23 protein-coding genes are annotated in these 26,319 nt (G+C 58.6%); 16 read left to right on the top strand and 7 right to left on the bottom strand.

Going from position 1 to position 26,319, the window contains the following annotated elements; translation table 11 throughout:
- The first annotated feature begins 166 nt into the window (after positions 1–166).
- Positions 167–631, top strand: coding sequence for a VOC family protein (locus LRS06_RS03525; protein WP_257870205.1), 465 nt, complete (start codon positions 167–169; stop codon positions 629–631).
- Here LRS06_RS03525 and LRS06_RS03520 read toward each other — a convergent pair.
- Both LRS06_RS03520 and argB read right to left on the bottom strand, forming a co-directional pair.
- Positions 628–1,707 carry a M20 family metallo-hydrolase gene (locus LRS06_RS03520; protein ID WP_257870204.1) on the bottom strand — a complete coding sequence of 360 codons (1,080 nt, stop codon included), beginning with the start codon at positions 1,705–1,707 and terminating at the stop codon, positions 628–630. The two genes, LRS06_RS03525 and LRS06_RS03520, sit on opposite strands and share 4 nt — an antisense overlap.
- Positions 1,695–2,477 (bottom strand): acetylglutamate kinase, encoded by a 783-nt coding sequence (gene argB / locus LRS06_RS03515; RefSeq protein ID WP_257870203.1) that lies wholly within the window; start codon positions 2,475–2,477, stop codon positions 1,695–1,697. The genes LRS06_RS03520 and argB overlap by 13 nt, the downstream gene beginning before the upstream one ends.
- A 596-nt stretch (positions 2,478–3,073) precedes the next feature.
- Here argB and LRS06_RS03510 point away from each other — a divergent pair.
- The 11 genes from LRS06_RS03510 to LRS06_RS03460 all read left to right on the top strand — a co-directional run bounded on the left by LRS06_RS03510 (position 3,074) and on the right by LRS06_RS03460 (position 16,383).
- Positions 3,074–3,643 carry a GNAT family N-acetyltransferase gene (locus LRS06_RS03510; RefSeq protein ID WP_257870202.1) on the top strand — a complete coding sequence of 190 codons (570 nt, stop codon included), beginning with the start codon at positions 3,074–3,076 and terminating at the stop codon, positions 3,641–3,643.
- Positions 3,644–3,762: 119 nt separating this feature from the next.
- The gene (gene argG / locus LRS06_RS03505; protein ID WP_257870201.1) at positions 3,763–4,950 is read left to right on the top strand and encodes an argininosuccinate synthase; all 1,188 of its coding nucleotides are present in this window, start codon (positions 3,763–3,765) and stop codon (positions 4,948–4,950) included.
- Positions 4,940–5,920 carry an N-acetyl-gamma-glutamyl-phosphate reductase gene (gene argC, locus LRS06_RS03500; RefSeq protein WP_257870200.1) on the top strand — a complete coding sequence of 327 codons (981 nt, stop codon included), beginning with the start codon at positions 4,940–4,942 and terminating at the stop codon, positions 5,918–5,920. Before argG ends, argC begins: the two co-directional genes overlap by 11 nt.
- Positions 5,921–6,084: 164 nt before the next feature.
- Positions 6,085–7,245, top strand: a complete 1,161-nt coding sequence (locus tag LRS06_RS03495; RefSeq protein ID WP_257870199.1) for an aspartate aminotransferase family protein — start codon at positions 6,085–6,087, stop codon at positions 7,243–7,245.
- Positions 7,246–7,539: 294 nt separating this feature from the next.
- Positions 7,540–7,920 (top strand): hypothetical protein, encoded by a 381-nt coding sequence (locus LRS06_RS03490; protein WP_257870198.1) that lies wholly within the window; start codon positions 7,540–7,542, stop codon positions 7,918–7,920.
- A gap of 53 nt (positions 7,921–7,973) precedes the next feature.
- Complete coding sequence (gene purE / locus LRS06_RS03485; protein WP_257870197.1) at positions 7,974–8,495, top strand: 5-(carboxyamino)imidazole ribonucleotide mutase; 522 nt, start codon at positions 7,974–7,976, stop codon at positions 8,493–8,495.
- Positions 8,492–9,742 (top strand): 5-(carboxyamino)imidazole ribonucleotide synthase, encoded by a 1,251-nt coding sequence (locus LRS06_RS03480; protein WP_257870196.1) that lies wholly within the window; start codon positions 8,492–8,494, stop codon positions 9,740–9,742. Before purE ends, LRS06_RS03480 begins: the two co-directional genes overlap by 4 nt.
- A gap of 278 nt (positions 9,743–10,020) precedes the next feature.
- Positions 10,021–11,100, top strand: a complete 1,080-nt coding sequence (carA, locus tag LRS06_RS03475) for a glutamine-hydrolyzing carbamoyl-phosphate synthase small subunit (protein WP_257870195.1) — start codon at positions 10,021–10,023, stop codon at positions 11,098–11,100.
- 80 nt (positions 11,101–11,180) lie between these two features.
- A complete protein-coding gene (locus LRS06_RS03470) occupies positions 11,181–11,963 on the top strand; it encodes an immunity 50 family protein (RefSeq protein ID WP_257870194.1) in 783 nt (260 codons plus the stop codon).
- A 99-nt stretch (positions 11,964–12,062) separates the two neighbouring features.
- Complete coding sequence (gene carB / locus LRS06_RS03465) at positions 12,063–15,293, top strand: carbamoyl-phosphate synthase (glutamine-hydrolyzing) large subunit (protein WP_257870193.1); 3,231 nt, start codon at positions 12,063–12,065, stop codon at positions 15,291–15,293.
- 145 nt (positions 15,294–15,438) lie between these two features.
- Positions 15,439–16,383: an acetylornithine carbamoyltransferase gene (locus LRS06_RS03460; RefSeq protein ID WP_257870192.1), complete on the top strand. Its 945-nt coding sequence runs from the start codon at positions 15,439–15,441 to the stop codon at positions 16,381–16,383.
- Between the two features lie 54 nt (positions 16,384–16,437).
- Here the strand turns inward: LRS06_RS03460 and LRS06_RS03455 are convergent, their stop codons facing one another.
- Positions 16,438–17,235, bottom strand: coding sequence for an oxygenase MpaB family protein (locus LRS06_RS03455; protein WP_257870191.1), 798 nt, complete (start codon positions 17,233–17,235; stop codon positions 16,438–16,440).
- Positions 17,236–17,469: 234 nt separating this feature from the next.
- Positions 17,470–18,894 (bottom strand): aminotransferase class V-fold PLP-dependent enzyme, encoded by a 1,425-nt coding sequence (locus LRS06_RS03450; protein WP_257870190.1) that lies wholly within the window; start codon positions 18,892–18,894, stop codon positions 17,470–17,472.
- A gap of 83 nt (positions 18,895–18,977) precedes the next feature.
- Here LRS06_RS03450 and LRS06_RS03445 point away from each other — a divergent pair, with 83 nt between their 5' ends.
- Positions 18,978–19,307, top strand: a complete 330-nt coding sequence (locus tag LRS06_RS03445) for a hypothetical protein (RefSeq protein ID WP_257870189.1) — start codon at positions 18,978–18,980, stop codon at positions 19,305–19,307.
- Positions 19,308–19,379: 72 nt separating this feature from the next.
- Here the strand turns inward: LRS06_RS03445 and dinB are convergent, their stop codons facing one another.
- A complete protein-coding gene (dinB, locus tag LRS06_RS03440; RefSeq protein ID WP_374679440.1) occupies positions 19,380–20,459 on the bottom strand; it encodes a DNA polymerase IV in 1,080 nt (359 codons plus the stop codon).
- A gap of 132 nt (positions 20,460–20,591) precedes the next feature.
- Between dinB and LRS06_RS03435 the strand changes: the two genes are divergently transcribed.
- Positions 20,592–21,023, top strand: a complete 432-nt coding sequence (locus LRS06_RS03435; RefSeq protein ID WP_257870187.1) for a hypothetical protein — start codon at positions 20,592–20,594, stop codon at positions 21,021–21,023.
- Here the strand turns inward: LRS06_RS03435 and LRS06_RS03430 are convergent.
- A complete protein-coding gene (locus LRS06_RS03430; RefSeq protein WP_257870186.1) occupies positions 21,020–21,949 on the bottom strand; it encodes a DMT family transporter in 930 nt (309 codons plus the stop codon). The genes LRS06_RS03435 and LRS06_RS03430 overlap by 4 nt on opposite strands.
- A 235-nt stretch (positions 21,950–22,184) precedes the next feature.
- On the opposite strand from LRS06_RS03430, the gene LRS06_RS03425 reads away from it, so the two are divergent.
- Together LRS06_RS03425 and sppA are read left to right on the top strand one after the other, a co-directional pair.
- Positions 22,185–23,432, top strand: a complete 1,248-nt coding sequence (locus LRS06_RS03425; protein ID WP_257873371.1) for a replication-associated recombination protein A — start codon at positions 22,185–22,187, stop codon at positions 23,430–23,432.
- 270 nt (positions 23,433–23,702) lie between these two features.
- Positions 23,703–25,457 (top strand): signal peptide peptidase SppA, encoded by a 1,755-nt coding sequence (gene sppA / locus LRS06_RS03420; RefSeq protein WP_257870185.1) that lies wholly within the window; start codon positions 23,703–23,705, stop codon positions 25,455–25,457.
- A gap of 54 nt (positions 25,458–25,511) precedes the next feature.
- Here the strand turns inward: sppA and LRS06_RS03415 are convergent, their stop codons facing one another.
- Positions 25,512–26,195: a PKD domain-containing protein gene (locus LRS06_RS03415; protein ID WP_257870184.1), complete on the bottom strand. Its 684-nt coding sequence runs from the start codon at positions 26,193–26,195 to the stop codon at positions 25,512–25,514.
- Positions 26,196–26,319 lie beyond the last annotated feature (124 nt).

Raw genomic sequence — 26,319 nt, 5'->3', positions numbered from 1 at the left:
CTTATGATGTTTCCGGCCTCGGCCGGGAATGGGTACTACGTGTGGCGGCAGGAGCTGCCAGGAGCTACTGCCTCGCAAACTGCCTGTTTTTTGTCGTTTTCGGCCTCGTATCAGGGTGGGGCGGCTCCCTACCTTTACTTCAGTTCTTAGCAACTCTCCAGCCGCCATGCAGAAAATAACCACGTTCCTGACTTTCAACGACCAGGCCGAAGAAGCGGCGCAGCTCTACACCAGCCTTTTCCCGGAGTCAAAAATCACCCGCCTGACGCACTACACCGCCGGAACATACATGCCGGTCGGCAACGTAATGACGGTTGAGTTTGAACTGGCCGGGCAAAAGTACGTGGCCCTGAACGGAGGACCATACTTCACGTTCAGTACCGGCATCTCGCTATCGGTAAGCTGTGCCGACCAAGCCGAAATCGATACGCTCTGGGACAAGCTCACGGCCGATGGCGGGGAGCCCGGCGACTGTGGCTGGCTGAAAGACCGGTTTGGCGTCTCCTGGCAAATCACGCCGGCCAATATGCTCCAACTCCTGCGCAGCTCCGACCCGGCCCAGATGCAGCGCAAGATGGCCGCCATGATGCAGATGCACAAAATCGACATAGCAGCCCTCGAAAACGCCTAAACGGTCAACTCAAGGCCCGCTAGCAACTCCACGTAGCCCCGTACGCCCGCCCGGATTTCGCTGAGCAGAATGTACTCATCTGGGGTATGGGAGCGTGCCGAGTCGCCGGGGCCGATTTTGACGGTGGTGAAGGGCATCATCGACTGGTCGGACAGCGTGACGGAGCCGAACGTGCGGCAACCCAGGGCTAGTCCGCGCTGCACCAGCGGGTGCGTGAGCGGGATGCGCGAGGAGTTGAGGTGGGTGGAGCGTGGGGTAACGTCGGCCCCGATCAGGCCTCGCACAATGTCCGCCACCTCCGGGTTGGTGTACAGCTCGTTGGTGCGCACATCCACCACGAAGCTGCACCGGTCGGGCACAACGTTGTGCTGGGTACCGGCCTGCATCTGCGTGACGGTCGTCTTCACCGGGCCCAGCAGCTCCGACACCCGCTCAAACTGGAATTCGCGCAGGCGCTGCACATCGTCAAGGGCTTTGTAGAGGGCGTTTTCACCTTCCTCCCGGGCGGCGTGCCCGGTGCGGCCGTGCGCTACGCAGTCGAGCACGACCAGGCCTTTTTCGGCCACGGCCAGATCCATCTGCGTCGGCTCACCTACAATGCCCAGGTCAATCTTCGGCAGCAGCGGCAGTAGCCGGCGGATACCATTCGTGCCCGATACTTCTTCCTCGGCCGTGATAGCGCAGATCAGGTTGAAGGGCGGTGCAGTTTCCTGTTGCTCGAAATAAAGAAACGTAGCCAGCAAACTCACCGCCGAAGCCCCCGCGTCATTGCTTCCCAGGCCGGTCAGCCGGTCACCCTCCACTAAGGCCCCGAAAGGGTCGTAGGTCCAGGAAGCGCCGGGCTTCACGGTGTCGTGGTGGGAGTTAAGCAGGATGGTCGGCTTAGCGGCGTCAAACCGTTTCGACACTGCCCACACGTTGTTGGCGTCGCGCTGGGGCTTGGCGCCATTATGCCGCAGAAAATTCACCAGCAAATCGGCGGTGCGGTCTTCCTCCCGCGAAAAGGAAGGCGTGCGAATAAGCTGTTGCAGCAGCGCAATGGCTTCTTCGGTCAGCGGGTCGGTTAGCTCCGGCATAGAATCGTTTTTACCGGCTCGTTGATGCGTAGCGCGTTTTCGATGACCACCCGCTCGACGCCGGCTTCCAGGGCGGCAAAGGCACTGTCGAGCTTGGGCACCATGCCGGCTGCAATGACGCCCTCGGCTTTGAGCTGCTGATACTCGGCGGCGGTGATTTGCGGAATGACGGAGGCTTCGTCTTTGATATCCCGCAGCACGCCGTCTTTCTCGAAGCAGAAGTGCAGCTCCACCTCGTACTGCACGGCCAAAGCTTGAGCCAGGGTGCTGGCAATGGTGTCGGCGTTGGTATTGAGCAGCTGGCCCGCGCCGTCGTGAGTAATGGCGCAGAACACAGGCGTGAGGTGCATTTCCAGCAATTGGCCTATCAATTCTGCGTTTACCGCATCGACGGGCAGGTCGCCCACAAAGCCATAGTCAATGTCCTTGACGGGGCGCTTGACAGCCCGGATGGCGTTGCCATCGGCGCCGGAAAGGCCGAGGGCATTTACGCCTTCCGCTTGCAGCAGGCTCACCACCTGCTTGTTGGTTTTGCCGGCGTAGAACATGGTTACAATGTCGAGCGTGGCCGCGTCGGTGATGCGGCGGCCTTCTACCATCTGGGGCTCGATGCCCAGGTCGCGGAGCATCTGGCTGGCACCTTTGCCGCCGCCATGTACCAGCAGCTTGCGGCCCGGCACCTGGGCCAGCTCCCGCAGAAACTGCCGCAGCTGGCGTTCATCGTCAATGATGCCACCGCCGATTTTAAAAATTTTCAGGCCTTCACGCATACAGTAGGAGAGAGGAAAAAATGGCCTTAGCGATGCCAGGATGGGCTAAATGGATGGCCGCCCGTGAGCAGGTTTCCGGGAAATGCCGCCGGTAGGAATAATCTTTTTGGGCTGGAAGCGGTAAAGTTTCAAAAAAAACATCTAGTATTGCAACGAATTCGCGGTTTAAACGATTTAAACCGCGAAACACTCCCTCGCCGCCCCGCGGCAACCGTCATGATTCAACTCTCTTCTATTGCGCTTCTGCGACGACCTTGTCTGGTCGTGCGAATCATGCCAGCTTAACCGCTGGCTGCAATAGTACGTCCGGTTTCCGCCTCTACCGCGAACCGACGCCGGGCTTTCCTCTGGAGCCCCACCCAAGAGACACTTCACGAATCAACCGACCCCTAGTCCGAGTGTAATTTCCCGTGTGACTTCTTCCGGCCCTCAGCCGGAACGCCCCGCTCCCCGGCCTGACCGGCCCACCGCACTTCCGGGTTTTTACCTGCTTCCGGCCCTGCCGCCGAAGCCTCCAGCAGCCTCGTCTGTATCCTCTTTTTTCGTCTTTCCGAGTCTGTAGCCGTATAAACCCGGCCACTAACCGAGTCCTGACCATGATTTTACGAGTCGCCAATGCTGCCGATGCGCAGTATGTGGAAACCCTCTGTCAATGGTATGCCGAGTCCGCCAAAGCGCGGGGAGTGGGCATTGCCAAGCGTGACCCCAACTATCTGATCAAGAAGATGGAAAAGGGCGACGCCATCATCGCCTTTATTGAGGAGCAGCTGGCGGGCTTCTGCTACATCGAAACCTTCGAGGACAACAAATTTGTGGTCAACTCGGGGTTGATTGTGAACACCGAGCTGCGCAAGGAGGGCCTGGGCCGCGCCATCAAGCACCGCGTGTTCGAGCTGTCCCGCACCAAGTATCCGCAGGCCAAGATCTTCGGCATCACCACCTCCGCGGCCGTGATGAAGATCAACAACGAGCTGGGCTACCGCCCCGTCACGTTCCCGGAGCTTACCCAGTCCGACGACTTCTGGAAGGGCTGCTCCAGCTGCAAAAACTACGGCATCCTGATGGAGAATGAGCGCAAGATGTGCCTCTGCACCGGCATGGTGTACGACAACCTGGACGACAGTTTCAGCCAGCATACCATCGAAATCCTGGCGCAGGAGCGGTAGAGAACCTAGAAGTGAGAAGGTAGAGCTTAGCGTTGTGCTAACAGAATTCTCTCAGCTCACTTCTTCCTGCCAAATACTGCTTTCTAAGCTCTAACATCTCAGTTCTAAGTTCTCATTTAATGAAAAAAGTAGTTCTCGCTTACAGCGGCGGTTTGGATACGTCCTATTGCGTTGTGTATCTGACGAAAGAGCTGGGCCTGGAAGTCCACACGGTCATCGTCAACTCGGGTGGCTTCTCGCAGGAGGAGCTGGCCGGCATCGAAAAGCGTGCCTACGAAATGGGCTCCAAGCGCCACGAGGTAATCGACGTAACCGAGCGGTTCTACCAGGAGTGTCTGCGCTACCTGCTGGCGGGAAATATTCTGAAGAACGACACGTACCCGCTGAGCGTGAGTGCGGAGCGCATGTTCCAGAGCCTGGCCCTGGCAGAGTACGCCCGCGAAAACAAGGCTGACTACATTGCCCACGGCAGCACCGGGGCCGGCAACGACCAAGTACGTTTCGATGTAGCTTTCTCGGTGATTTCACCCGATACGGAAATCATTACGCCCATCCGCGACCTGGGCCTTTCGCGCCAGCAGGAAATTGAGTACCTGCAGCAGAATGGGGTGGAAATGAGCTGGGAAAAGGCCAAATACTCCATCAACAAGGGTATCTGGGGCACCAGCGTGGGTGGCGTAGAAACCCTGACTTCGCGCCAGGGTTTGCCGGAATCGGCTTGGCCTACGCAGCTCAGCAAAACCGAGCCCCAGGAAATCAGCATCACCTTTGAAGAAGGCGAGCCGGTGGCCCTGAATGGTGCGCAAATGCAGCCGGTGGATTTGATTATTGCCCTTAACGAGCTGGCCGGTCAGTACGCCATCGGCCGCGACACCCACGTGGGCGACACGATTCTGGGCATCAAGGGCCGCGTGGGCTTCGAGGCGCCCGCGCCGCTGATCCTCATCAAAGGCCACCACTTGCTGGAGAAGCACGTTTCCTCGCGCTGGCAGCTGCTACACAAGGACTATATCGCCAACTGGTATGGCACACTGCTGCATGAGGCCCAATACCTCGACCCGGTGATGCGCGACATGGAGGCGTTTCTGGAGTCGTCGCAGGCGCGCGTGTCGGGCACGGTGTACGTCACGCTGAAGCCTTACCAGTTTGAATTGGTGGGTATTGAGTCGGACTTCGACATGATGCAGTCGAAGGTGGCTACCTACGGCGAGGAAAACAATGCCTGGGACTCGCGTGATGCGAAAGGCTTCATCAAGATCTTCAGCAACCAGCTGCGGATTCACGGCTCGTTCAACGATGAAAATTAAGGTTGGTATCGTCGGCGGGGCCGGCTACACGGCGGGGGAGCTACTGCGGATTCTGCTGCACCACGAATCCGCGGAGCTAGGCGCCATCGTCAGCTCTTCCAACGCGGGCAACCCCATCTACCAGGTTCACGACGACCTGGTAGGGGAGACGGATCTGGTATTTGCCTCGGAGCTGGCCGGTGATGAGGATGTGGTGTTCCTGTGCCTGGGCCACGGCAACTCCAAGGCGTGGCTTGAGAAACACGAACTACCCGAAACGACGCACATCATCGACCTCAGCAACGACTTCCGCCTGGAAGCCGATGCGGAGTTTGCGGGTCGAGAGTTTGTGTACGGGCTGCCGGAGCTGAACCGAAGCCGCATCCAGCAAGCGCAGAGCATTGCCAATCCGGGCTGCTTTGCCACCGCTATTCAGCTGGCCTTGCTGCCGCTGGCGCAGGCGGGCAAGCTGACCGACGATGTGCATGTGTCGGCCATTACGGGGAGCACGGGCGCGGGCCAGAGCTTGACGGAGACGGTGCACTTCTCGTGGCGCACCAACAACGTGTCCATCTACAAGCCCTTCACGCACCAGCACCTCGGCGAAATCGGGGAGAGCCTGGCGCAGCTCCAGCATGAGCTGGATGTAGCTATTCACTTCATTCCCTACCGCGGCAACTTCTCGCGGGGCATCTTCGCCAGCGTCTACACGCCGTCGGATTTGACCCAGGAGGAGGCGCGGGAGCTGTACCAGAAGTTCTACGCCGATGCGCCGTTCACCACGGTTTCGGACCAGGAAATTCATCTGAAGCAGGTGGTTAACACCAATAAGTGCCTGCTGCACGTGCAGAAATTCGGCAAGCAGCTGCTTATCACCTCGGTTATTGATAATCTGGTGAAAGGCGCTTCCGGCCAGGCAGTGCAGAATATGAACTTGCTGTTCGGGCTGCCTGAAACGACTGGATTGGGCCTGAAGGCCGGGCTATTCTGATACAACATCAGAACTGTCATGCTGAGCTTGCCGAAGCATCTCTACCGCTTCGTTAGGTGAAAATCGTTCGGTAGAGATGCTTCGGCAAGCTCAGCATGACCTCCTTGCAGGATGTTCATAAGGCTTGATCTAAGTTCTAACTTCTCAGCTCTCACTTCTACATCATGGAGCTTTTCAACGTATATCCGCTCGTCAACATCACGCCGGTAAAGGCGCTGGGAGCGAAACTCTGGGACGACAAGGGCCAGGAGTACCTGGATTTCTACGGGGGCCACGCCGTTATTTCCATCGGCCACAGCCACCCGCACTACGTGCAGCGCCTCACCGGGCAGCTGCAGAACATCGGCTTCTACTCCAACTCGGTGCAGATTCCGATTCAGCGGGAGCTGGCGCAAAAGCTGGGTCAGGTGTCGGGCTACGAGGACTACTCGCTGTTCCTGTGCAACTCCGGCGCTGAGGCTAACGAGAATGCCCTGAAGTTGGCTTCCTTCCACACCGGCAAGAAACGCGTGGTAGCCTTCAAGGGTGCTTTCCACGGTCGTACCAGCGGCGCGGTGGCGGCTACCGATAACCCGAAAATCGTGGCTCCCTTCAACGCCGACCACGCCATTTCCTTCGTGGAATACGACTTAGCGGCGGTGGAGCAGGTGCTACAAGTTGGCGACGTGTGCGCGGCCATCATCGAGCCGATTCAGGGCGTAGGCGGCATTATCAGGCCCTCCGATGAGTTCCTGACTGGCCTGGCGGCGCTGTGCAAGCAGTACGGTGCGCTGCTGATTGCCGACGAGGTGCAGAGCGGCTACGGCCGCAGCGGCAGGTTCTTTGCCCACCAGCACGCCGGCATTCGGCCCGATGTTATTTCGGTGGCCAAAGGCATGGGCAACGGCTTCCCCATCGGTGGCATTCTGATTGCGCCGGAGCTAAAAGCGTCCTATGGTCTGCTGGGGACTACGTTCGGCGGCAACCACCTGGCCTGCGCCGCCGCCCTGGCAGTGCTGGAAGTTATTGAGCAGGAAGATTTACTTGCCCACGCCACCGAGCTGGGCGCTTATCTGCGGCAGGAGCTGGAAGCCAACGCCGGTGCCGAGGAAATCCGCGGCCGGGGCCTGATGGTGGGCATCAAGTACGACTTCCCCATCAAAGATGTGCGCGACAAGCTGCTCTCGGATTTCCACATATTCGTAGGCAACGCCTCCGACCCGACGGTGCTCCGCCTGCTGCCCCCATTGAATATCACCAGGGCGGAGGTTGACCGGTTCCTACAGGCGCTGTATGCGCTGGTGGCCGTCTCGGCCCCTGACCAACTGGCCAAAGCAGCCGGGTAGCTACCGTAGGATGCCTGACTTTCCGACCTAAACACCAGCAGCCAGTTCCCATTTGGCAGCAGAAGGGAGCCAGGGGGTAAGCATACGACAAAAAGCGTCCTGTCAGGTGGAATAACCCGGAGCAGCCGCGCCGATTGGCCCGGTCGCCGGATTGCCGAAACACCGGTGGGGAATACCGCAGAAAAAGCACCGCATTTAGCCAGACAGGATAGCAGGACAAGTTGAGCAAAGCGGGGCGAAAAAAATAGCCTCGCCGGTATGTTGCCGAACGTAACAATACCGTAGCTTTGCAGCATGCTTCAAGCAAACAACTTGTTGATGAAGCGCGGAACCTTGCTCGACGAGGAACCGCGAGTGGGCCGCAAGGTCTTCAAGACCATCGGTTTTCCTGATTTTGCCTCTGGCGTTTTCGTTGTTTTTCCTGGGTATTTCCCCGCCACCGTTTCGGATTTCGAAACGGTTTTTTTATGCTTACTGCGCCCGTCGGCTAATCCACTGTCCTGGCCCGTTGCGTCCCTGCCTCGCCGTGCTTTATCTGGCGTCCGCTTGCCGAAGCATCTCTTCCGCTTCGGTGCCAGAACCCAAATGAAGCAGCACAAGCAGCACGAAATACCTGGACAAGCTCAGCATAACGACCCAAATGACTATGCTGTCCAAACGTGGTTTCAGGCCTGAAACCACATCTTTTGACCACCTGGGAATACCCTGTTCCCTGCCAAGATTTATACATGAGTACCCTGCCCCCCTCTGATACCTCCGCTCCCGACAAGCCCCTGGTTGGCGTCGTCATGGGTTCCAGCAGCGACTGGGAAACCATGAAGCACGCCGTGCAGCTGCTCACGCAGTTTGACGTACCCCACGAGGCCCGCGTAGTATCGGCCCACCGCATGCCCGATGACTTGTTTGCCTACGCCGAACAGGCTGGTCCGCGGGGCTTGCAGGTCATCATTGCCGGTGCGGGTGGCGCTGCTCACTTGCCGGGGATGCTGGCGGCCAAAACCACGGTGCCCGTGCTGGGCGTGCCCGTGGCCAGCCGCCATCTGCAGGGGGTTGATTCGCTGCACAGCATCGTGCAGATGCCCAAAGGGGTGCCCGTGGCCACATTTGCCATCGGCGACGCGGGGGCGGCCAACGCGGCGCTGTTTGCCATAAGCATGCTGGCCCTTCACGATGCCCGCCTGGCTGCCCAACTGCACACCTTCCGGGCCGAACAAACCGAAGCGGCCCGGGCCATGACGCTGCCAGTATGAGCGACCACACGCACGCTGTAATCAGGCTTCCGGTCTTCCCGGACCAGGCGGATGCCGCGGGCCGGCCGGCCACGCTGGGGGTGTTGGGCGGCGGCCAGTTGGGCCGCATGTTTGTGCACGCCGCTCAGCGCCTGGGTTACCGCACCGCCGTGCTGGAGCCCGACCCGCAAAGCCCGGCCGGGCTGGTGAGCCACCACCACATCCGGACCGACTACAATGACCCGGCTGGGTTGGCGCAACTAGCAGACTTGTGCCAGGCCATCACTACCGAGTTTGAAAACGTGCCCGCCGAGGTGTTGCACACGCTGGCCCAGGCCCGACCCGTGGCCCCGACCGCGGCTGCGGTGGGCATTGCCCAGGACCGCATCGAGGAAAAAGCCCACTTTACGGCCTGCGCGGCCGTGTCGGGGGTGATGTGCGCGCCCTACGCGGTAATTACCACACCCGACGAGCTGCGGGCCGTGGCGGCCGGGCGGTCAGACCTGTTGCCCGGCATCCTGAAAACGGCGCGCCTGGGCTACGACGGCAAGGGGCAGATTCGCGTCCGGACGGCCGCGGAACTGACCGCCGCTTGGGCGGAGCTGGGGGGCGTAGCCTGCGTGCTGGAAAAAATGCTGCCGCTCACGGCCGAGTGCTCAGTGCTGGTGGCGCGCGGCTGGGATGGACAGGTGGTGAGCTTCGCACCGCAGCGCAACGTGCACGTGGCCGGCATTCTGGCCGTAACGCACGCCTATGAAGGGGCGTTGCCGCCCGCCCTGGCCGAGCAGGCCCGCGCCGCGGCCGTTTCCATTGCCGGGCACATCGGCTACGTGGGGGTGTTGTGCGTGGAGTTTTTTGTGGTGGCCGACGGCAGCGAGCACGGCGGCCTAGTGGTGAATGAAATGGCCCCGCGCCCGCACAACAGCGGCCACTATACCCTGGACGCCTGCAACGCGTCGCAGTTCGACCTGCAGGTCCACGCCATGGCAGGCTTACCCTTGCTACAGCCGCGCCAGCATTCCCCGGCCATCATGCTCAACCTGCTGGGGGATGTATGGCTTGACGCCAGCGGCGAGCGGCGGGAACCGAACTGGCCCGCCGTGTTAAGCCTACCGGGCACGCACCTGCACCTGTATGGCAAGGCGGAAGCGCGCGCCGGTCGCAAAATGGGCCACCTGAACATCACCGGTCCGGATGTGGCCAGCGTCAAAACCGTGGCGCGCCGGGTGGCGGCGCTGCTCGGCTTGCCGGGGCTGGATGCCATTTAGAAGCCATGCCTGCCATTGCCCAAAGCCAGACCTCGCTGGTGCCACTTGTGGAACCTATTCGAAAAACAAAGAAGCTAAAAAAGAGCAGTATGCTTCAATAAGTAGCCACCAGCCAGCACATGAGCGTTTTAGCGTTTTTAGACACAGTCTAACACGATGTAGAGCCGCACTAGTTTGCGTCTCGTCATGGAACAGCGGGCACCAGAAAGCCCCGGTAAAAAATAACGTCAGCAACGATTGAGACGCAAACTACTGCGGCTCTACAATCAGAACGATAGATGTCCCAAACAGTAAAACTCATCCTCGAAGACGGCACCGAAATCGAGGGTACTTCTTTCGGTGCATTTACCTCCTCCGCAGGCGAGGTAGTATTTAGCACGGCCATGACGGGCTACCCCGAAAACCTGACGGACCCGTCCTTTGCCGGCCAGATTTTGGTGCTGACTTACCCCATGGTAGGCAATTACGGCGTGCCCGGCGAGGAATTGTACGAGTCGATTTCCAGGATTTTCGAGTCGGACAAGATTCACATTGCCGGCCTTGTGGTGAACTACTACTCCGAGGAGCACAGCCACTGGAACGCCGCCAAGAGCCTCGGCGACTGGCTCAAGGAGTACAACATCCCCGGCATCTTTGGGGTGGACACCCGCATGCTCACCAAAATTCTGCGGGAGAAGGGCGCCATGCTGGGCAAAATAATGGCCGAGGAAGACGTGCCCCTGCACGACCCTAACCTGGAAAACCTGGTGGCCCAGGTGAGTCCCGCCGAGGTGAAACGCTACGGCCACGGCCAGCACAAAATCGTGCTCGTCGACTGCGGCACCAAGACCAACATCATCCGCTGCTTTCTGGAGCGCGACGTGGAGCTGATTCGCGTGCCCTGGGACTACGACTTCACCCAGCTCGACTACGACGGCCTGTTCCTCAGCAATGGCCCCGGCGACCCGAAGATGTGTAGCGCTACTATCCAGCACCTGCAAACCGCGCTGGGCCAGGACAAGCCCATTTTCGGCATCTGCCTGGGCTCCCAGCTCATGGGCCTGGCGGCAGGCGGCGACACATTTAAGCTCAAGTACGGCCACCGCAGCCACAACCAGCCGGTGAAGCTTACGGGCACCCAGCGCAGCTACATCACCAGCCAGAACCACGGCTTCGCCGTTGACACCGCCACGCTGCCCGCCGAGTGGACCATGCTGTTCGAGAACCTGAACGACGGCACCTGCGAAGGCATCAAGCACAAGACCAAGCCGTTCTTCTCCACTCAGTTTCACCCCGAAGCCGCCGGTGGCCCCGAGGATACCGAGTATCTGTTCGACGACTTTTTGAAAGCCGTGGCGGAGTATAAGGAAGGAAAGTAGAACAAGCAGAACGAACAGAAAAGAACGTCATGCGGAGCGTAGCATCTTGCTCGCTTCGCCTGCATAAATGACCAGCACAAATGGCCGATAGTGAAAACTCAGTAATTAGCCGAATAATCAATTCTGAAGTTGTTCTTCAGCATTTTGGATATTGGCCGAGCTTTCACGACGCTGAAGTCACTAAGACAACTTTTGAAACTCATCCAACTGGGCGCTACTCAGTCACCTTTGTATTTGCCGCTTTCGAGATGACAAGCGAAGTTGATGAAAGGGGTTATTATAAACTAATAAAGCACTGTAACTTAGAGCTTCAATTTATTGGAATAGAAGAAATTGACTTCAATTATTTCAGTTTTCAAAATATCCTTTTTGGCTTAGAATTCGAAGAAGCTGGCAGTAATATCAGATGCATATTCAATGCTAGTGTTGGCTTGGAAGCTGTTATAGCTGCTGAAGAAGTGCTGGTAATTAGCTTAACGCCAACTGTTCCAATTCCAGACGAGTCACTCGAAGAAACAGACCTGAACGAACCAATGGATGCAAAGAATATATTCATTTCGAGCGAGCATCGGCTACGGAATTTCGACTGGTCAGAAATGATTTATATCGGCTTAGACCACGAGCAGGCGAATGAATACCAAGCTGATAAAGTAGCTAAATACGCTCACTCGCTATTTGACGAACCAGAAGTGTATGTGGTGATTGGTCGTCACGATTCTCACCTATCAACCTTGGAGGAAGCGCTGAAAAAGGTAAGTACTCTCTTGAAAACGACAGACGTGAAACTGTGCAATACGTTGTTCACAAAGGCAATGAAATTCAACAAGATTGGCGTGATGTCTTACGGTCAAAAACGCAATTAGCATTCTCAACGAAATTGGCAAGATGCTTCGCTGCGCTCTGCATGACGTTCTTTTTTAACATGACTGTTTCAACCAACGGTCTGTTACCCAACCCTTAGAATGAACAAACCCAACAAAGTTCTCATCCTCGGTTCCGGCGCGCTCAAGATTGGGGAGGCCGGTGAGTTCGATTACTCCGGTTCTCAGGCCCTCAAGGCGCTGAAAGAGGAAGGCATCCGCACCATCCTCATCAACCCCAACATTGCCACCGTGCAGACGTCGGAAAACATGGCCGACGACGTGTACTTCCTACCCGTGACACCCTTCTTCGTGGAGGAAGTTATCAAGAAGGAGCAGCCCGATGGTATTCTGGTGGCGTTTGGCGGCCAGACGGCCCTGAACTGCGCCGTGGCGTTGTTTCGCGGCGGGGTGTTTGAGAAGTATGGCGTGAAAGTGCTCGGCACGCCCGTGCAAAGCATCATCGACACCGAAGACCGGGATATTTTCAAAGAGAAGCTCGAGCAGATTGGGGTGCTTTCGGCCCGCAGCGTGGCCGTGACAACCATGGAAGACGCGCTGGCCGCAGCCGAGAAAATCGGCTTCCCGATTATCGTGCGGGCGGCGTTTGCGCTGGGCGGCCTGGGCAGCGGCTTTGCCAACAACATGGACGAGCTGCGGACGCTAGCCCAGAAATCCTTCACGACTTCTGATCAGATTCTAGTGGAGGAGTCGTTGAAGGGCTGGAAGGAAGTGGAGTATGAAGTGGTACGCGACCAGTATGATAACTGCATCACGGTCTGCAACATGGAGAACTTCGACCCCATCGGGATTCACACCGGGGAGAGCATCGTGGTGGCCCCGTCGCAGACCTTGAGCAACCGGGAGTACCACAAGCTGCGCAGCATCGGCATCAAAACCATTCGCCACCTCGGCATCGTGGGCGAGTGCAACATTCAGTACGCCCTCGACCCCGTATCGGAAGACTACCGCGTGATTGAGGTGAATGCCCGCTTGTCGCGCTCTTCGGCGTTGGCTTCCAAAGCTACCGGCTACCCGCTGGCGTTTGTGGCAGCCAAGCTGAGTTTGGGCTACTCGCTGTCGGAACTGAAAAACAGCGTAACGCAGACCACTTCGGCCTTCTTTGAGCCGGCCCTGGACTACGTGGTAGTAAAGCTGCCGCGCTGGGACTTGGGCAAGTTTGAGGGCGTGAACCGGCAGATTGGCTCGGCCATGAAGAGTGTGGGCGAGGTCATGGCCATCGGCAAATCCTTCGAGGAAGCCATCCAGAAAGGCCTGCGGATGCTGGATACCGGCAAGCGCGGGTTCGTGGCCAACAAGCCCGAAGCCGTTGATAACGCCACGATTGACAAGCTGCTGAGTGAGCCGAACGAGGAGCGCATCTTCGCTATTAACCTGGCGTTTGAGACGGGCTACACCATTGGGCAGGTGCACGACCTGACCCAGATCGACCTATGGTTTCTGCAGCGCCTGCTGACCATTTTCGAGCTGAGCAAGAAGCTAGCTGAGCGTCGCGGCAGTGGCCTGGATGCCCTAGAAACTGTCCTACTGCGCGAAGCCAAGAAAGCTGGCTTCTCGGACCAGCAGATTGCCGTGAAGGTGCTGGGCGAAGGCGACGTGAAAGCCGACGAGCTGCTGGTGCGGGCCCGCCGCAAAGCGCTGGGCGTATTACCCGTCATCAAGCAGATTGACACGCTGGCCGCCGAATTTCCGGCGAAAACCAACTACCTCTACAGCACCTACCACGGCACCGAAAACGACCTCGCGCCGGAAACCGATAAGTCGATTGTGGTGCTGGGCTCGGGCGTGTACCGCATCGGTAGCTCTGTGGAGTTCGACTGGTGCGGCGTGAATGCCGTGCAGACGGCCGCCGAAGAGGGCTACAAAACCATTATTATCAACTACAACCCCGAAACCGTAAGCACTGACTACGACGTTTCGGACCGGTTGTACTTCGAAGAGCTGAGCTTCGAGCGGGTGATGGATATCCTGGAGTTTGAGCAGCCTACCGGCGTGATTCTGAGCACCGGTGGCCAGATTCCGAACAACCTGGCTACCCGCTTAGCTGATGCCAATGCGCCTATCTTGGGCACGGCGCCGGCCCGCATTGATGAGGCTGAGAACCGCCACAAGTTCAGCAGCATCATGGACGAGTTGGGTATTGCCCAGCCCCGCTGGAAAGAGCTGACTTCGCTGGCTGCCATGTTTGAGTTCGTGGGCGAGGTAGGCTACCCCGTCCTGATCCGTCCGAGCTACGTGTTGTCGGGGGCGGCAATGAACGTGGTTTCCAACGCGTTTGAAATGGAGTCGTTTCTGAAAGCGGCTGCCGAGGTAAGTGCCGAATATCCAGTGGTGGTGTCGGAGTTTATCCAGGAAGCCAAGGAAATTGAGCTGGACGCGGTGGCCGACAAGGGCGAAATCGTGAGCTACGCCATTTCCGAGCACGTGGAGTTTGCCGGCGTACACTCCGGCGACGCCACCATGTACTACCCGCCCCAGCGCGTGTACGTGGGCACGGTGCGCAAGCTCAAAATCATTGCCGAGAAGATTGCCAAGCGCTACGAAATCAGCGGTCCGTTCAACATCCAGTTTCTGGAGAAAAACCGCGAAATCCGGGTGATTGAGTGCAATATTCGCGCTTCCCGCTCCTTCCCGTTCGTGTCCAAAGTCTCGGGCCACAACCTCATCCGCAAGGCCACCCAGGTGCTGCTAGGCAAGAAAGTGGAGCGCGACGCGAGCGAGCTGGTCTACGACCTGCCCTTCGTGGGCGTGAAGGCCCCGCAGTTCTCTTTCACCCGCCTGCCCGGCGCTGATCCGGTCCTGCGCGTGGACATGGTGAGCACCGGCGAGGTAGGCTGCCTGGGCGATACGGCCGAGGAAGCCCTGCTGAAATCGATGCTGAGCGTGGGCTACAAGATTCCGCAGAAGTCGGTGCTGATTTCCAGCGGCCCCATTATCTCCAAGATAGCGCTGCTGGAATCGGCGCGGCTGCTGGTGCAAAGCGGCTACAGCATCTACGCCACGCAGGGCACGCACCGTTTCTTTGCCGAACACAACGTGCCCAGCTCCCTCGTTTTCTGGCCCGACGACCACCAGGAGCCCAACGTGCTGACCTACCTCAAGGAGAAGAAAATCGACCTGGTTATCAATATCCCCAAGAACCTGTCGAAGGGCGAGCTGGACAACGACTACAAAATCCGCCGCACCGCCATCGACTTTGGCGTGGGCTTGCTGACGAATGCCCGCCTGGCCAAGGCCTTCATCCAAGCCTTCTGCACCCTGGAAATGAAGGACCTCAAGATCAAGAGCTGGAACGAGTACAAGGCGATGTAATTGGCTGGTAATAGATCCAGAGTACTCAACAAAAGAACGTCATGCTGAGCGGAGCCGAAGCATCTCTACTGAACGTCCTGTACGAACGAAGCGGTAGAGATGCTTCGACAAGCTTAGCATGACGCTCTAATAAATACCACCCCACATGAAAAATTTCACCTCCTTCGCCGATGCGGGCGACTATAGAGCCCTGTTGCGGCAAGCCCTGGAAATCAAGGCGAATCCGTTTGGCTACCAGTACATCGGGCGCAATAAAACCGTGGGGCTGATTTTCTTCAACCCCAGCCTGCGCACCCGGCTGAGCTCCGTGAAGGCGGCCTACAACCTGGGCGCTCAAGCCTGGGTGCTCAACGCTGGCGCCGATTCCTGGACCCTGGAAATGGCTGATGGCGCGGTGATGAACGGCGGCACGCAGGAGCACATCAAGGACGCCATTGCCGTGATGAGCCAGTACTGCGACGTGCTGGGCGTGCGCACCTTCCCCACGCTCAAGGACAAGGCGGAGGACTACGGCGAAGTGGTATTCAACAAGATTCTGCAGTACGCTACCGTGCCCGTCATCAGCCTGGAAAGCGCCACGCTGCACCCGCTGCAGTCGTTTGCCGATTTGATTACGGTAGCGGAGCACAAGCAGCAGGAGCGCGTGAAAGTGGTGCTGACCTGGGCCCCGCACGTGCGCGCCCTGCCCCAGTGCGTGCCCAACTCGTTTTGCGACTGGTTCTCGGAAATCGACTGGGTCGACTTCGTCATCACTCACCCCGAGGGCTACGAACTGGACCCCAGGTTCACGAAGGGTGCCCGCATTGAGCACGACCAGATCAAAGCCCTGGAAGGCGCCGACTTCGTGCAGGCCAAGAACTGGAGCAGCTACCAGAACTACGGCCAGGTTATCAGCAGCGACCCGAGCTGGATGCTGACGCCTGAGCACCTGGCCGGCACCCACGACGCCAAGTTCCTGCACTGCCTGCCGGTGCGCCGCAACGTGGAAGTGTCGGATGCCATTCTGGATTCACCGAATTCATTAGTGATTCAGGAAGCCGGCAACCGAGTGTTTTCTATGCAAACGGTGCTGCACGAGCTGCTGAAATAAATCAGCCAGTGGCTACCAACGCAAAGGCCGTTCCCAAAGGAGCGGCCTTTTTGCTTAGCCGGCAGCGGCAGCAACGGTTGAAGGAACAATATCCAGCCGCAGAATTTTCTGCCTGTACTCGTCGGGAAGCAGGCTGGCGCGCGCCCATTTGCTGAAGCGTAGGTGCTGCGTGTAGCGGTAGATAAGCAGCGCCGGCCGCAGCCAGGGCGTACGGCCAAGGCGCAATAACTGCCTTACCTGAAGTGGGGCCACGACCCGCTGGGCCTGCAGCAACAGGCGGTAGCGGACGGGCCCTAAGTGCCGCGCGTATTGCTGGTATAAATCGGCGGTGAACGTGCTGTACTCCAGGTGCTGGGCCAAATGTTCCTCTCTGGTTTGAAGCCACTCCGCGTGCGAGGACGGCAACTCGGGAATGCCCATGCGCTGGCCTACGCGGGTAAAGACCGCAAAAACTTCCTGCTTTTCCGCCGGGCTGAGTGGCCGCTCCAGCGTTTCGAAGGCGCGAATGGAGTAATCGATGAGCATGAAGAGCACGTCGCGGTAGGCCCAGGCCGGAATAACCATGCCGCGCTTGGCCTCCACGGCCGCGTGGATAGCCGTAATGGTATCAATGGCCTGCTCAGCACCGGCGCGTTCGGCAAATACAATCTGGCGGGCGTATTCCACGGTGGAGAAGAGGCGCGCCAGCGGATCGGCGGGCAGGCGGCCGGTGAAATAAAGCCAGTCCACGGCCTTATTGAGGGCAAACTCGGCGGCGGCCCCGGCAAAAATAAACAGAACCGTATCAGCCTTGCCCCAGATGCTGCGCACCACGGAGCCTGGAGCTACAAAATATTTTTGATACTGTGACATAACATGATGAAAGGATACTGCGCAACACATAGCCCATGGGAAAATTTCCAAGAGGCGTAACAGGTATGCAAATATATCAAAGAACTTTGTAATTCAAAGTTTAGATTGCTTTGCCACTACGTTGTTTAGGCCTGTTAAATGCTATGGCATCATGCAACTGCTTCTATACCCCTGAAAAAGCCCTTTGCCAATTGTCTGGCAAGGGGCTTTAACACACTTCTTAGCAGTGGGGTGCTAGGCTAAACTATGTACGGCCGCCAGAGCCTTGTCTACTTCCTCCTCCGTGTTGATAATGCCAGGGGTGAAGCGGGCGTAGTTGTAGTAAGTATAAGGCGCTTTGGTAGCCACAATTCCCTGGGCTTTCAGCTTCTCAATTACCTCGTCGGTATTGTAGCCGCGCACTTCAAACGAGGTAATGCCCGACGACAGCTCACTGGAAAGGGGCGTGTGCAGCGTGACGTGGGGCATAGCGGCCAGGCCTTCTTTGCACTGGCGATTAAGCTGGTGTACCCGCGCGCAAACCCGCTCACGGCCCAGGCTTTCTATAAACTCAAAGGCCGCGGTGAAAGCCCAGCGGTGCTCCAGGGAATGAAAGCCGCCGGGAGTCATTTGCTTACCGTCCATGTGGTCGGGCCGCTCGTTTTCCTCAATGATAACGTCCATGGCCTCGGTGTAGCTTGGGATGATGGGGGACACTTGCTGCCAGGCCGCGTGCGTGGCCGCTACCAGCCCCGTACCACGAGGGCCATACAGCCACTTGTGGCCGCTGGTGATGAAAAAGTCGCAGCCCAACTCGGGAAACGTATCCAGCTCAATGCCGAAGCCATGCACGCCGTCCACGAGCAGTAACACCCGGTCGGCCTCGTCGCGGCGGCGGTTGATATCGGCAATGGCCCGGGCAATCTGGGCAACGGGTGTTTTGAGGCCGGTGCTGGAGTGTACCCAGGTGATGCCGACCATGCGGGTTTCGGGTCGCACGGCCTTGGCAATGGATTCCACCATTTCCTCCTGGGTTACGTGGTTCAGACGGTCGTACATGCGCACCTTACGCCAGCTGGCCCCAGTGCGGGCCGTGGCCTGGCGGATGGATTCATGCTGAGAATAGTGGTCGTGCTCGGTGGTGAGGATTTCCTGGCCCGGTTTCAGGTTCAGGCCAGTATAGATGGTGCCCAAACCCATGGTGGTGCTGTCGGTCAGGGCAATGTGGTCGGGGTTGTCTATGCGCAGATAGCGGGCGGCGGCTTTGCGCACTTTCTGCATTTCCTCGTTTTCAAGCTCCAGCGTGTTGAAAACGGGGTTGGCATCCAGCAGTTGGCGGTAGTGCGCAATGGCCTCGCGCACAGGCTGGGGGTGGGTGGCTATAAACTGAGAAGCGCCCAGATGCAGAAATTCGGGTGAGAGGTTGAACAGGGCGCGTACCTCGTCCCAGGATTGCGTTGAGCGGTGGGGGGGGATTTTTTTGATAGAGCATGCGGGTGATAAATAGTGACGCTGGTTAACCGGTGGGCAGAAGCTCTTGATACGCGTCTTAAAATGGCCTGTTCGCCCAAAAAACACGGAAAAGGTTGTCCGTGAAAACCGCTTTTCTTCTCCGATATACCGGTCACTGCTGCGGGCTGGAATTGCATGGTGGCAGCAGTGGCAAGAGTCTGCGAACATAACCTCGGCACTGAAGTTCCGTTAAAGGCTAGTCAAAAGCCTATATAATCCGGCTTTTGTATCGTTCACCTTACCCTGAAAGCATGAAAAAGCTATTTGTCCTCGCTGCCCTCTTCGTAACCGGTGCCACTGCCGCTTCGGCCCAAACCAGCACCACAACCACTACGACAACCCCGCAGCCGACGCAAAGCACCACCGTGCAAACCCAGACCGGTACAACCGTACCAGCTACTACGGGCACCGTAAATACCACCGTAACGACCACGCCTGGCGCGCCTGCTCCGGCCACCTCTACTACGGTAGAAACTCAGTCGGGCACAGGCGTAACGCAGGCTGGCACCACGATGACCGATAAGCCGGCTGATGTGAAAGCCAAAGACAAAAAGAAAAAGTCGAAGGTGAAAGTCGATTAGTCGGCTAAACCGCTTCATTCCTCATCAGCCTAACTGCCACCCGGTAGTTGGGCTGATTGTTTCAGGGCCTCTTTAAAACAGAAAGGCCAGCTGTTTGCCGGCCGCTTCTTCTTCCGTTTCCAGGCTCGACAGCGTAACGCCCAGCAGACGCACGCCTTTGGACAAAGGCAGCAGCCCGGCCAGCAGTTCGCTGCTCACTTGCTCCAATGCTGCCTGGGAACTGATAGGCCCAAGCAGGGTACGGCTGCGCGTAATCTGCTGAAAGTCGGCGTACTTTACTTTTAACGTCACGGTCCGGCCCCGCACGTCGGCGCGCTGGCAGTAGCCCCACACCGATTCCAGGCAGGGCTGCAAGCCAGTTCTCAGCTCTTCCGGCGTGGTCAGGTCCTGCTCGAACGTGGTTTCGGAGCCGACGGACTTGCGCTGACGGTCGGGGCGCACGGGGCGGTGGTCGATGGCGCGGGCAATGTGGTAATAATAGGAGCCAGCCTTGCCGAAGTGCTGGCGCAGAAAAGCTTCCGTCTGCTGGCGCAGGTCGAGGCCCGAGAAGATGCCCAGCCCGTTGAGCCGCGCCGCCGTGGCCGGCCCAATTCCGTGAAACTCGCCCACTCGCAGCTGCTCCACAAACGCCAGCCCCTGCGCCGGCTTTATCACAAACTGTCCGTTAGGCTTGCGGTAATCGGAGGCCAGCTTAGCCAGAAACTTATTGTAGCTGATGCCCGCCGAAGCCGTCAGTTGGGTTTGGCGCAGAATCTCGGCCCGGATTTCGGTGGCAATCTGCGTGGCGGATGCCAGGCCCCGCAGGTTGTCGGTCACGTCGAGGTAGGCCTCGTCCAAGGACAGCGGCTCGATGAGTGGGGTGTACTGAGCGAAAATCTCGCGGATCTGCCGGGAAACGGCTTTATAGACCTCAAACCGGGGCTTTACGAAAATCAACTCGGGGCATTTGCGCAGCGCGGTAGTAGACGGCATAGCCGAGCGTACTCCAAACTGGCGGGCCTCGTAGCTGGCCGCCGCAACCACGCCCCGCTGCCGGGCGCCGCCCACCGCCACAGGCTTGCCGCGCAGGGCGGGGTTGTCGCGCTGCTCCACGGAGGCGTAAAACGCGTCCATGTCGAGGTGAATGATTTTGCGGGTTTCGGCCGGGTCCACGGAGTAGGGGAGAAGGAGCCGCAAAGGTCGGTGCCCCGGCGCTGGCCGTAAAGTATACAGGCCGGAAATTCGTCGAGAAACAGGGGAGCGGGTGCTGCCTGGCGTAACCGGCTTGCTACTTTTTTCTGCTTTATGAATCCACCCGGCAACCAACCCATTGGCTACTGGCTGAAAAAGCTGGATGAGCTGCTAACCCGCCGCATTCAGGAAGCCCAATACCAGGCGGGCCTTACGCGGCTGGGCTGGCAGCTTTTGCAAACAGTCAGTCAAACTTCCCTGGCACCCTTCGAGGCGCTGGCGGCGGCGCTTGCACCTTTTGCTTCACCTCCCGAAATCCAACAACTATTGGAGGAGTTTCGAGCGAAAGGTTGGCTGCAGAAAGCCCAGGCAAGCTATGCGCTTACAGCCGCCGGGCAACAGCTCTACCAGCAGTGCCTGGAGGCGCAGCAACGGGTGCGGGAGCGGGTGATGCGGGGTATTTCGGCTGAAGAATACGCCCTGACGCTAGCCGTATTGCAGCGGATGGCACAAAATCTGGCAGAGCCTGAGGCGCCTCAACCCTAATCCTGCGCCGGCTCCAGAGGCACGGCCTCAGGCGTGGGGCGCGGCTTCTGGCTCACCAGGAACACGCCCCCGAAAATAAGCAGGGCCTGCAGGGCTTTGGTGAGCGTGAGGGTGTCTTTGCCCAGGGCCACGGCTATGCCCACTGCCAAGGCTGGCTGCAGGTAGATGTAGGCGCCCAGCAGGGCGGGGGAGGCGTACTTCAAGGCCCAGTTGTTGAGCAGGTAGGCTAGAATAGTAAGGCAGACAACCATGTAGGCAATGGCTGCCCAGATACCCGGCGGAAAGCTGGCATAGTCGGGAGCCAGCACCTGCTGCCAGCCGGCAGGCACTGCTATGAACGTGCCCACCAGAAATATGCGCGCCAGCACCGTGAAGGGGTGGTACTTGCGCATCAGCGGCATTACGATAACCAGGTAAATGCCGAAAGCCGTGGCATTGAGCAAGATAAACACATTGCCCAGCAGCCCGTCCTGCCCGCCGGCCGCTACGGGGCCCCGGCTCAGGATAATGCTGGCCGCCCCGGCCGCCGCCAACCCAATGCCCAGCAGCCGCGGGAACGTAATCTTCTCGCCCAGCAGCACCACCGAGGCCAGCACCGTAACTACCGGCGCAATGGTCTGGATAAGGGAGGCATTAATGGGCGAGGTCAGATTCAGGCCTGAGAAAAACAGCAGCTGATTCAGCCCGATGCCCAGGATGCCGCTGGCCACAGCCCGCAGGTGGTCGGCCCGGCCCCGGATGCGGTCCTGCGGCGCTACCAGGCGGCTGAGTACCCCAAAAAACACGGCCGCGCCCACAATGCGCAGCACCACCAGCCCAAACGGCCCCATGTAGCGCGGCATCACATCTTTGCTGATACTGTAGTTGGCGGCGTAAATGAGGGCCACCACAAACAAGGCCGCGTGGACCTTACCAGAATTCTTCATTGCACGGCGAAGGTAGTAGCCCAAACGGTAGCTTTGCTGACTTTCAGGGGCCATTCGCGTATAGTGGGCTGAAGGCATCGGCCGGGTGCGGTCCGTCCGCTACCGCCAAAAGCCCCGAAAGTTACCGTTTGCGCTTATCCTGTTTTCTATGGCCACTGGCTCTTTGTTTGAACCCGATTCCCCGTCACCCGCGCAGCCCAACGAGCCCCGGCCCGGCGCCCCGCTGGCGGAACGCATGCGCCCGCGCACCCTCGACAACTACGCCGGGCAGGAGCACCTGATTGGGCCGGAAGGCGTGCTGCGGCGCTATTTGCAGGCCGGGCGTTTGCCCAGCCTCATCCTGTGGGGGCCGCCCGGGGTAGGCAAAACCACTTTGGCTAACCTGCTGGCCCAGGAGCTGGGCAAGCCCTTCGCCTCCCTGAGTGCCGTGAATGCCGGTGTGAAGGACGTACGCGAGGTGATAGAGCGAGCCAAAAAGCAGCGCGGCACCGTGCTGTTTATCGATGAAATTCACCGCTTCAGCAAAAGCCAGCAGGACGCCTTGCTGGGCGCCGTGGAACAAGGCATCGTCACGCTTATAGGGGCCACCACCGAAAACCCCTCGTTTGAGGTAATTCCGGCCGTGCTCAGCCGCGCCCAGGTATACGTGCTGGAGTCCCTGGGCAAGGATATCCTAATTGGCATTGTGGATAAAGCCCTGGCCGAAGACGAGGTGCTCAAGCAACGGAACGTACGGATGCAGGACTACGGCGCCCTGCTCACCATTTCCGGGGGCGATGCGCGCAAGCTGCTCAACCTACTGGAAATTGTGGTGGAAGCCAGCCGCCCCAACCCCGAAACCGGGGAAATTGTCATTACCGACGAGGTGGTGCAGCAGCTGGCCCAGCAGCACCTGGCGCGCTACGACAAAGGCGGGGAGATGCACTACGACGTCATTTCGGCCTTTATCAAAAGCATCCGTGGCTCCGACCCCAACGCGGCCCTCTACTACCTGGCCATCATGCTGGAAGGCGGGGAGGACCCCAAGTTCATTGCCCGTCGCCTGCTTATTCTCTCCTCCGAAGATGTGGGCCTGGCCAACCCTAATGCCCTGATGCTGGCCCAGAGTTGCTTTCAGGCCGTGGCCGTGATTGGCATGCCTGAGTCGGACATCATTCTGGGGCAAACGGTGGTGTACCTGGCTTCCTCGCCCAAGAGCAACGCCAGCTACAAGGCCATTCGGGAGGCCCGCGCCTTTGTGCGCCAGCACGGCCCCCAGCCGGTACCCATCCCGCTACGTAATGCGCCCACCAAGCTGATGAAGGAGCTGGGCTACGGCAACGAATACCAATACTCCCACGACTATCCCGGCAACTTCGCCTTCCAGGAGTTTCTGCCCGAAGCCATTAGCGGCCGCCGCTTCTACGAGCCCGGCCACAACCCCGCTGAAGCCAAAGCCCAGGAGCGCCTGCGCCAGCTCTGGGGCGAGAAGTATGGTTATTGAGTGAGGCGGCCAGGGCTTGGGCGATTCAGAAGATAGCCAGCAAAGCGGGCGCATCTGTCCGTCGAAGGATAGAAGCCAGTGTCCTGCCTGGCGGCCGTGCGACGGCCATACGGCACCGCACCAAGCTACCCCCATACCGCGCCGTCCACCCCCGGTGGCGCGGGGGAGGCCCGTGTTGAGCCGCCGAAACGGCCCGTTGGTTGATTAGCCGGCATCGGCTCCGGAAAGCCTTTACTTTTGTTAGCATCCCTCACCCGTTAGACTTTTCTGATGAGACAGTTTTTCAAGTACGTACTGGCCACGCTCACCGGCCTCGTACTGTTTGCCTTCGTGGGCGTTGTGCTGATGATCGGCTTTATCGTAGCCGCCGCTTCCACCGATAAGGACGTGACCGTGGCCGATAATTCGGTTCTGGAATTGAAACTCGATAAGCCCGTGGCTGAGCGAGGCTTCGAAAACCCGTTGTCGGCCTTTGCCGGTGGCGAAAATACCGTGGGCCTGGACGAGCTGAAAGCCGCCATCCGCCGCGCCAAAAAGGACGACGACATCAAGGGCATCTTCCTGAACCTGGAAATGGTGCAGGGCGGCATGGCCACGCTGGAAGAAATCCGCCACGAGCTGGCCGACTTCAAAAAGGGCGGCAAGTTTGTGGTCAGCTACACCGACGCGCAGTCGGAGAAAAGCTACTACCTGGCTTCGGTGGCCGATAAGCTGTACCTAAATCCCCAGGGTACGTTGGAGTTCAACGGCCTGTCGTCGGAGACGATGTACTACAAGAACCTGTTCGACAAACTGGGCGTGCAGGCGCAGATTTTCCGCGTGGGCTCGTTTAAAAGCGCCGTGGAGCCGTTTTTCCGCACCAACATGTCGGACTCGGCCCGCCTGCAGACGTCCTCCTTCCTGAACTCGCTGAACGACGCCATGCTGGCCGAGGTGGCTGCCGCCCGTAAGATTGCGCCGGCCCGCCTGCGCGTCATCAGCGACTCGATGCTGGTGCACAATGCCGCCGATGCCAAGCGGCTGGGCCTGGTGACGGACCTCGGCTATTACGACCAGGCCACCGACTACATCAAGGGCAAGCTGGGCGTAGAGAAAGACGAAAAGCTAAGCCTAATTACGCTTTCCGACTACCTCAAAGGCGAAGACGCCGACGAGAATACCAGCGGTAACCGCATTGCCGTGGTGTACGCCGATGGCGACATCGTGATGGGACGGGGCGGCAACGAGAGCATCGGCAGCACCCGCTTTGCCGAAGCCATCCGTAAGGCCCGCCTCGACAAGAAAGTGAAGGCCGTAGTGCTGCGTGTGAACTCGCCTGGGGGCTCGTCCCTGGCTTCCGACATCATCTACCGCGAAGTGATGCTGACCAAGAAAGTAAAGCCCGTTATTGCCAGCATGTCGGACGTGGCGGCCTCGGGCGGCTACTTCATTGCTATGGGCTGCGACACCATTGTGGCGCACCCGACGACGATTACCGGCTCCATTGGCGTGTTCGGGGTGCTGCCCAACATCGCGCCCTTCCTGAGCGACAAGCTGGGCATCACCACGGACCGTGTAACCACCGGCAAGTTCTCCGACTTCCCCACCGTCACGCGTGCCCTCACGCCCTTCGAGCAGCAGCAGTTTCAGCAGGAAGTAAACCGCATCTACGCCGACTTCACTTCCAAGGCCGCCGCCGGGCGCAAGATGCCAGTAGAGCGCCTGCGCCGCCTGGCCTCGGGCCGGGTATGGTCGGGAGTGGAGGCCAAGCAGCGCGGCCTGGTAGATGTGCTGGGCTCGTTTGATGATGCCCTGCGCATTGCGGCCCGCCGCGCCAACCTCAAGGAAGGCGACTACCGCATCCAGAAGCTGCCCCGCCAGAAAACCTTCGCCGAAAACCTGTTCAGCTCCTTCAACGAGGAAGCCCGCCTGCGCCTGGTGAAATCGGAACTGGGCCCACTCTATCCCATGTTCGAGCAGTACCAGAAACTCAGCCAGATGAAAGGCGTACAGATGCGCGCGCCCTTCGTGCTGGACGTGCAGTAAGTGAATTGCTAGCTCAATAAAAAGGCCCGCTATACAGCGGGCCTTTTTATTGAGCTATGGTTGCCGGATGCCGTAGTAAATTCGTTCTTCCGTGCCATGACCAACCGTTGTAACCAAAGCAAAACGGGCGCTGTCACCTGCAGTGAAAAACGACGCATAATAAGTCTGCAGAGGTAAAGGCTGACGTTTATAGTGCAGAAATACGTAGGCTCCCTTTTCGTCCGGCTTTTCGGGAGTGGCGCTGTAAAAAGGAGTATAAAACAGTTGAATAGAGCCCCACTTTAAGGCGCTGCCATCTTTCGTAATCGTAATCAGTTCGTCCGGCTCGCGTATTTTGAGGCCCTGCTGAAATGGTGGACTAGTGACCCTTATTACTTTACAGGCATAATTGCCCGCAAAGTTCAGCGGAACGCGGCTGAAGATATCGTAAGGCGTAATAACCACCGTTTTCCGGGCCGTATCACTTCTGGTCCCTTCTAACGCCACCAGCCGGATAGTGTAGGTGCCAGGTTTTGTGTAACGAACCGATGGATTCTCTTCCTCGCTGCCGTATTGGGTGTCAAATTCCCAGCTATACTGCGTTGCGTGCTGCGACTGGTTCTGGAGTGAAAATGGTGTGTATTGTTCGGCTTCGGTGGGGGAAGTGAAATCGGCTTTGGGTAAAGTAGGCTGCTCCGCCTCTTTTTTGCAAGCACCAAGCAAGCCTATTGATGCCAAGAAAAACAAGGACACTTTCATAGCTGGGCTTACATAGTATGTAGTATGGTCCAAATATAGCAGAGTATAAGAAGTAGTATTCAGGTGATTAAAAACAACAGCAGAATTTACGGATAATGACAGCGGTTGTAATAATCAACTTGCG

The sequence above is a fragment of the Hymenobacter sp. J193 genome (assembly GCF_024700075.1).
GTDB lineage: Bacteria > Bacteroidota > Bacteroidia > Cytophagales > Hymenobacteraceae > Hymenobacter.
Note: the sequence above shows the minus strand (reverse complement) of the source record. Positions and strands in the feature narration are given on the sequence as shown.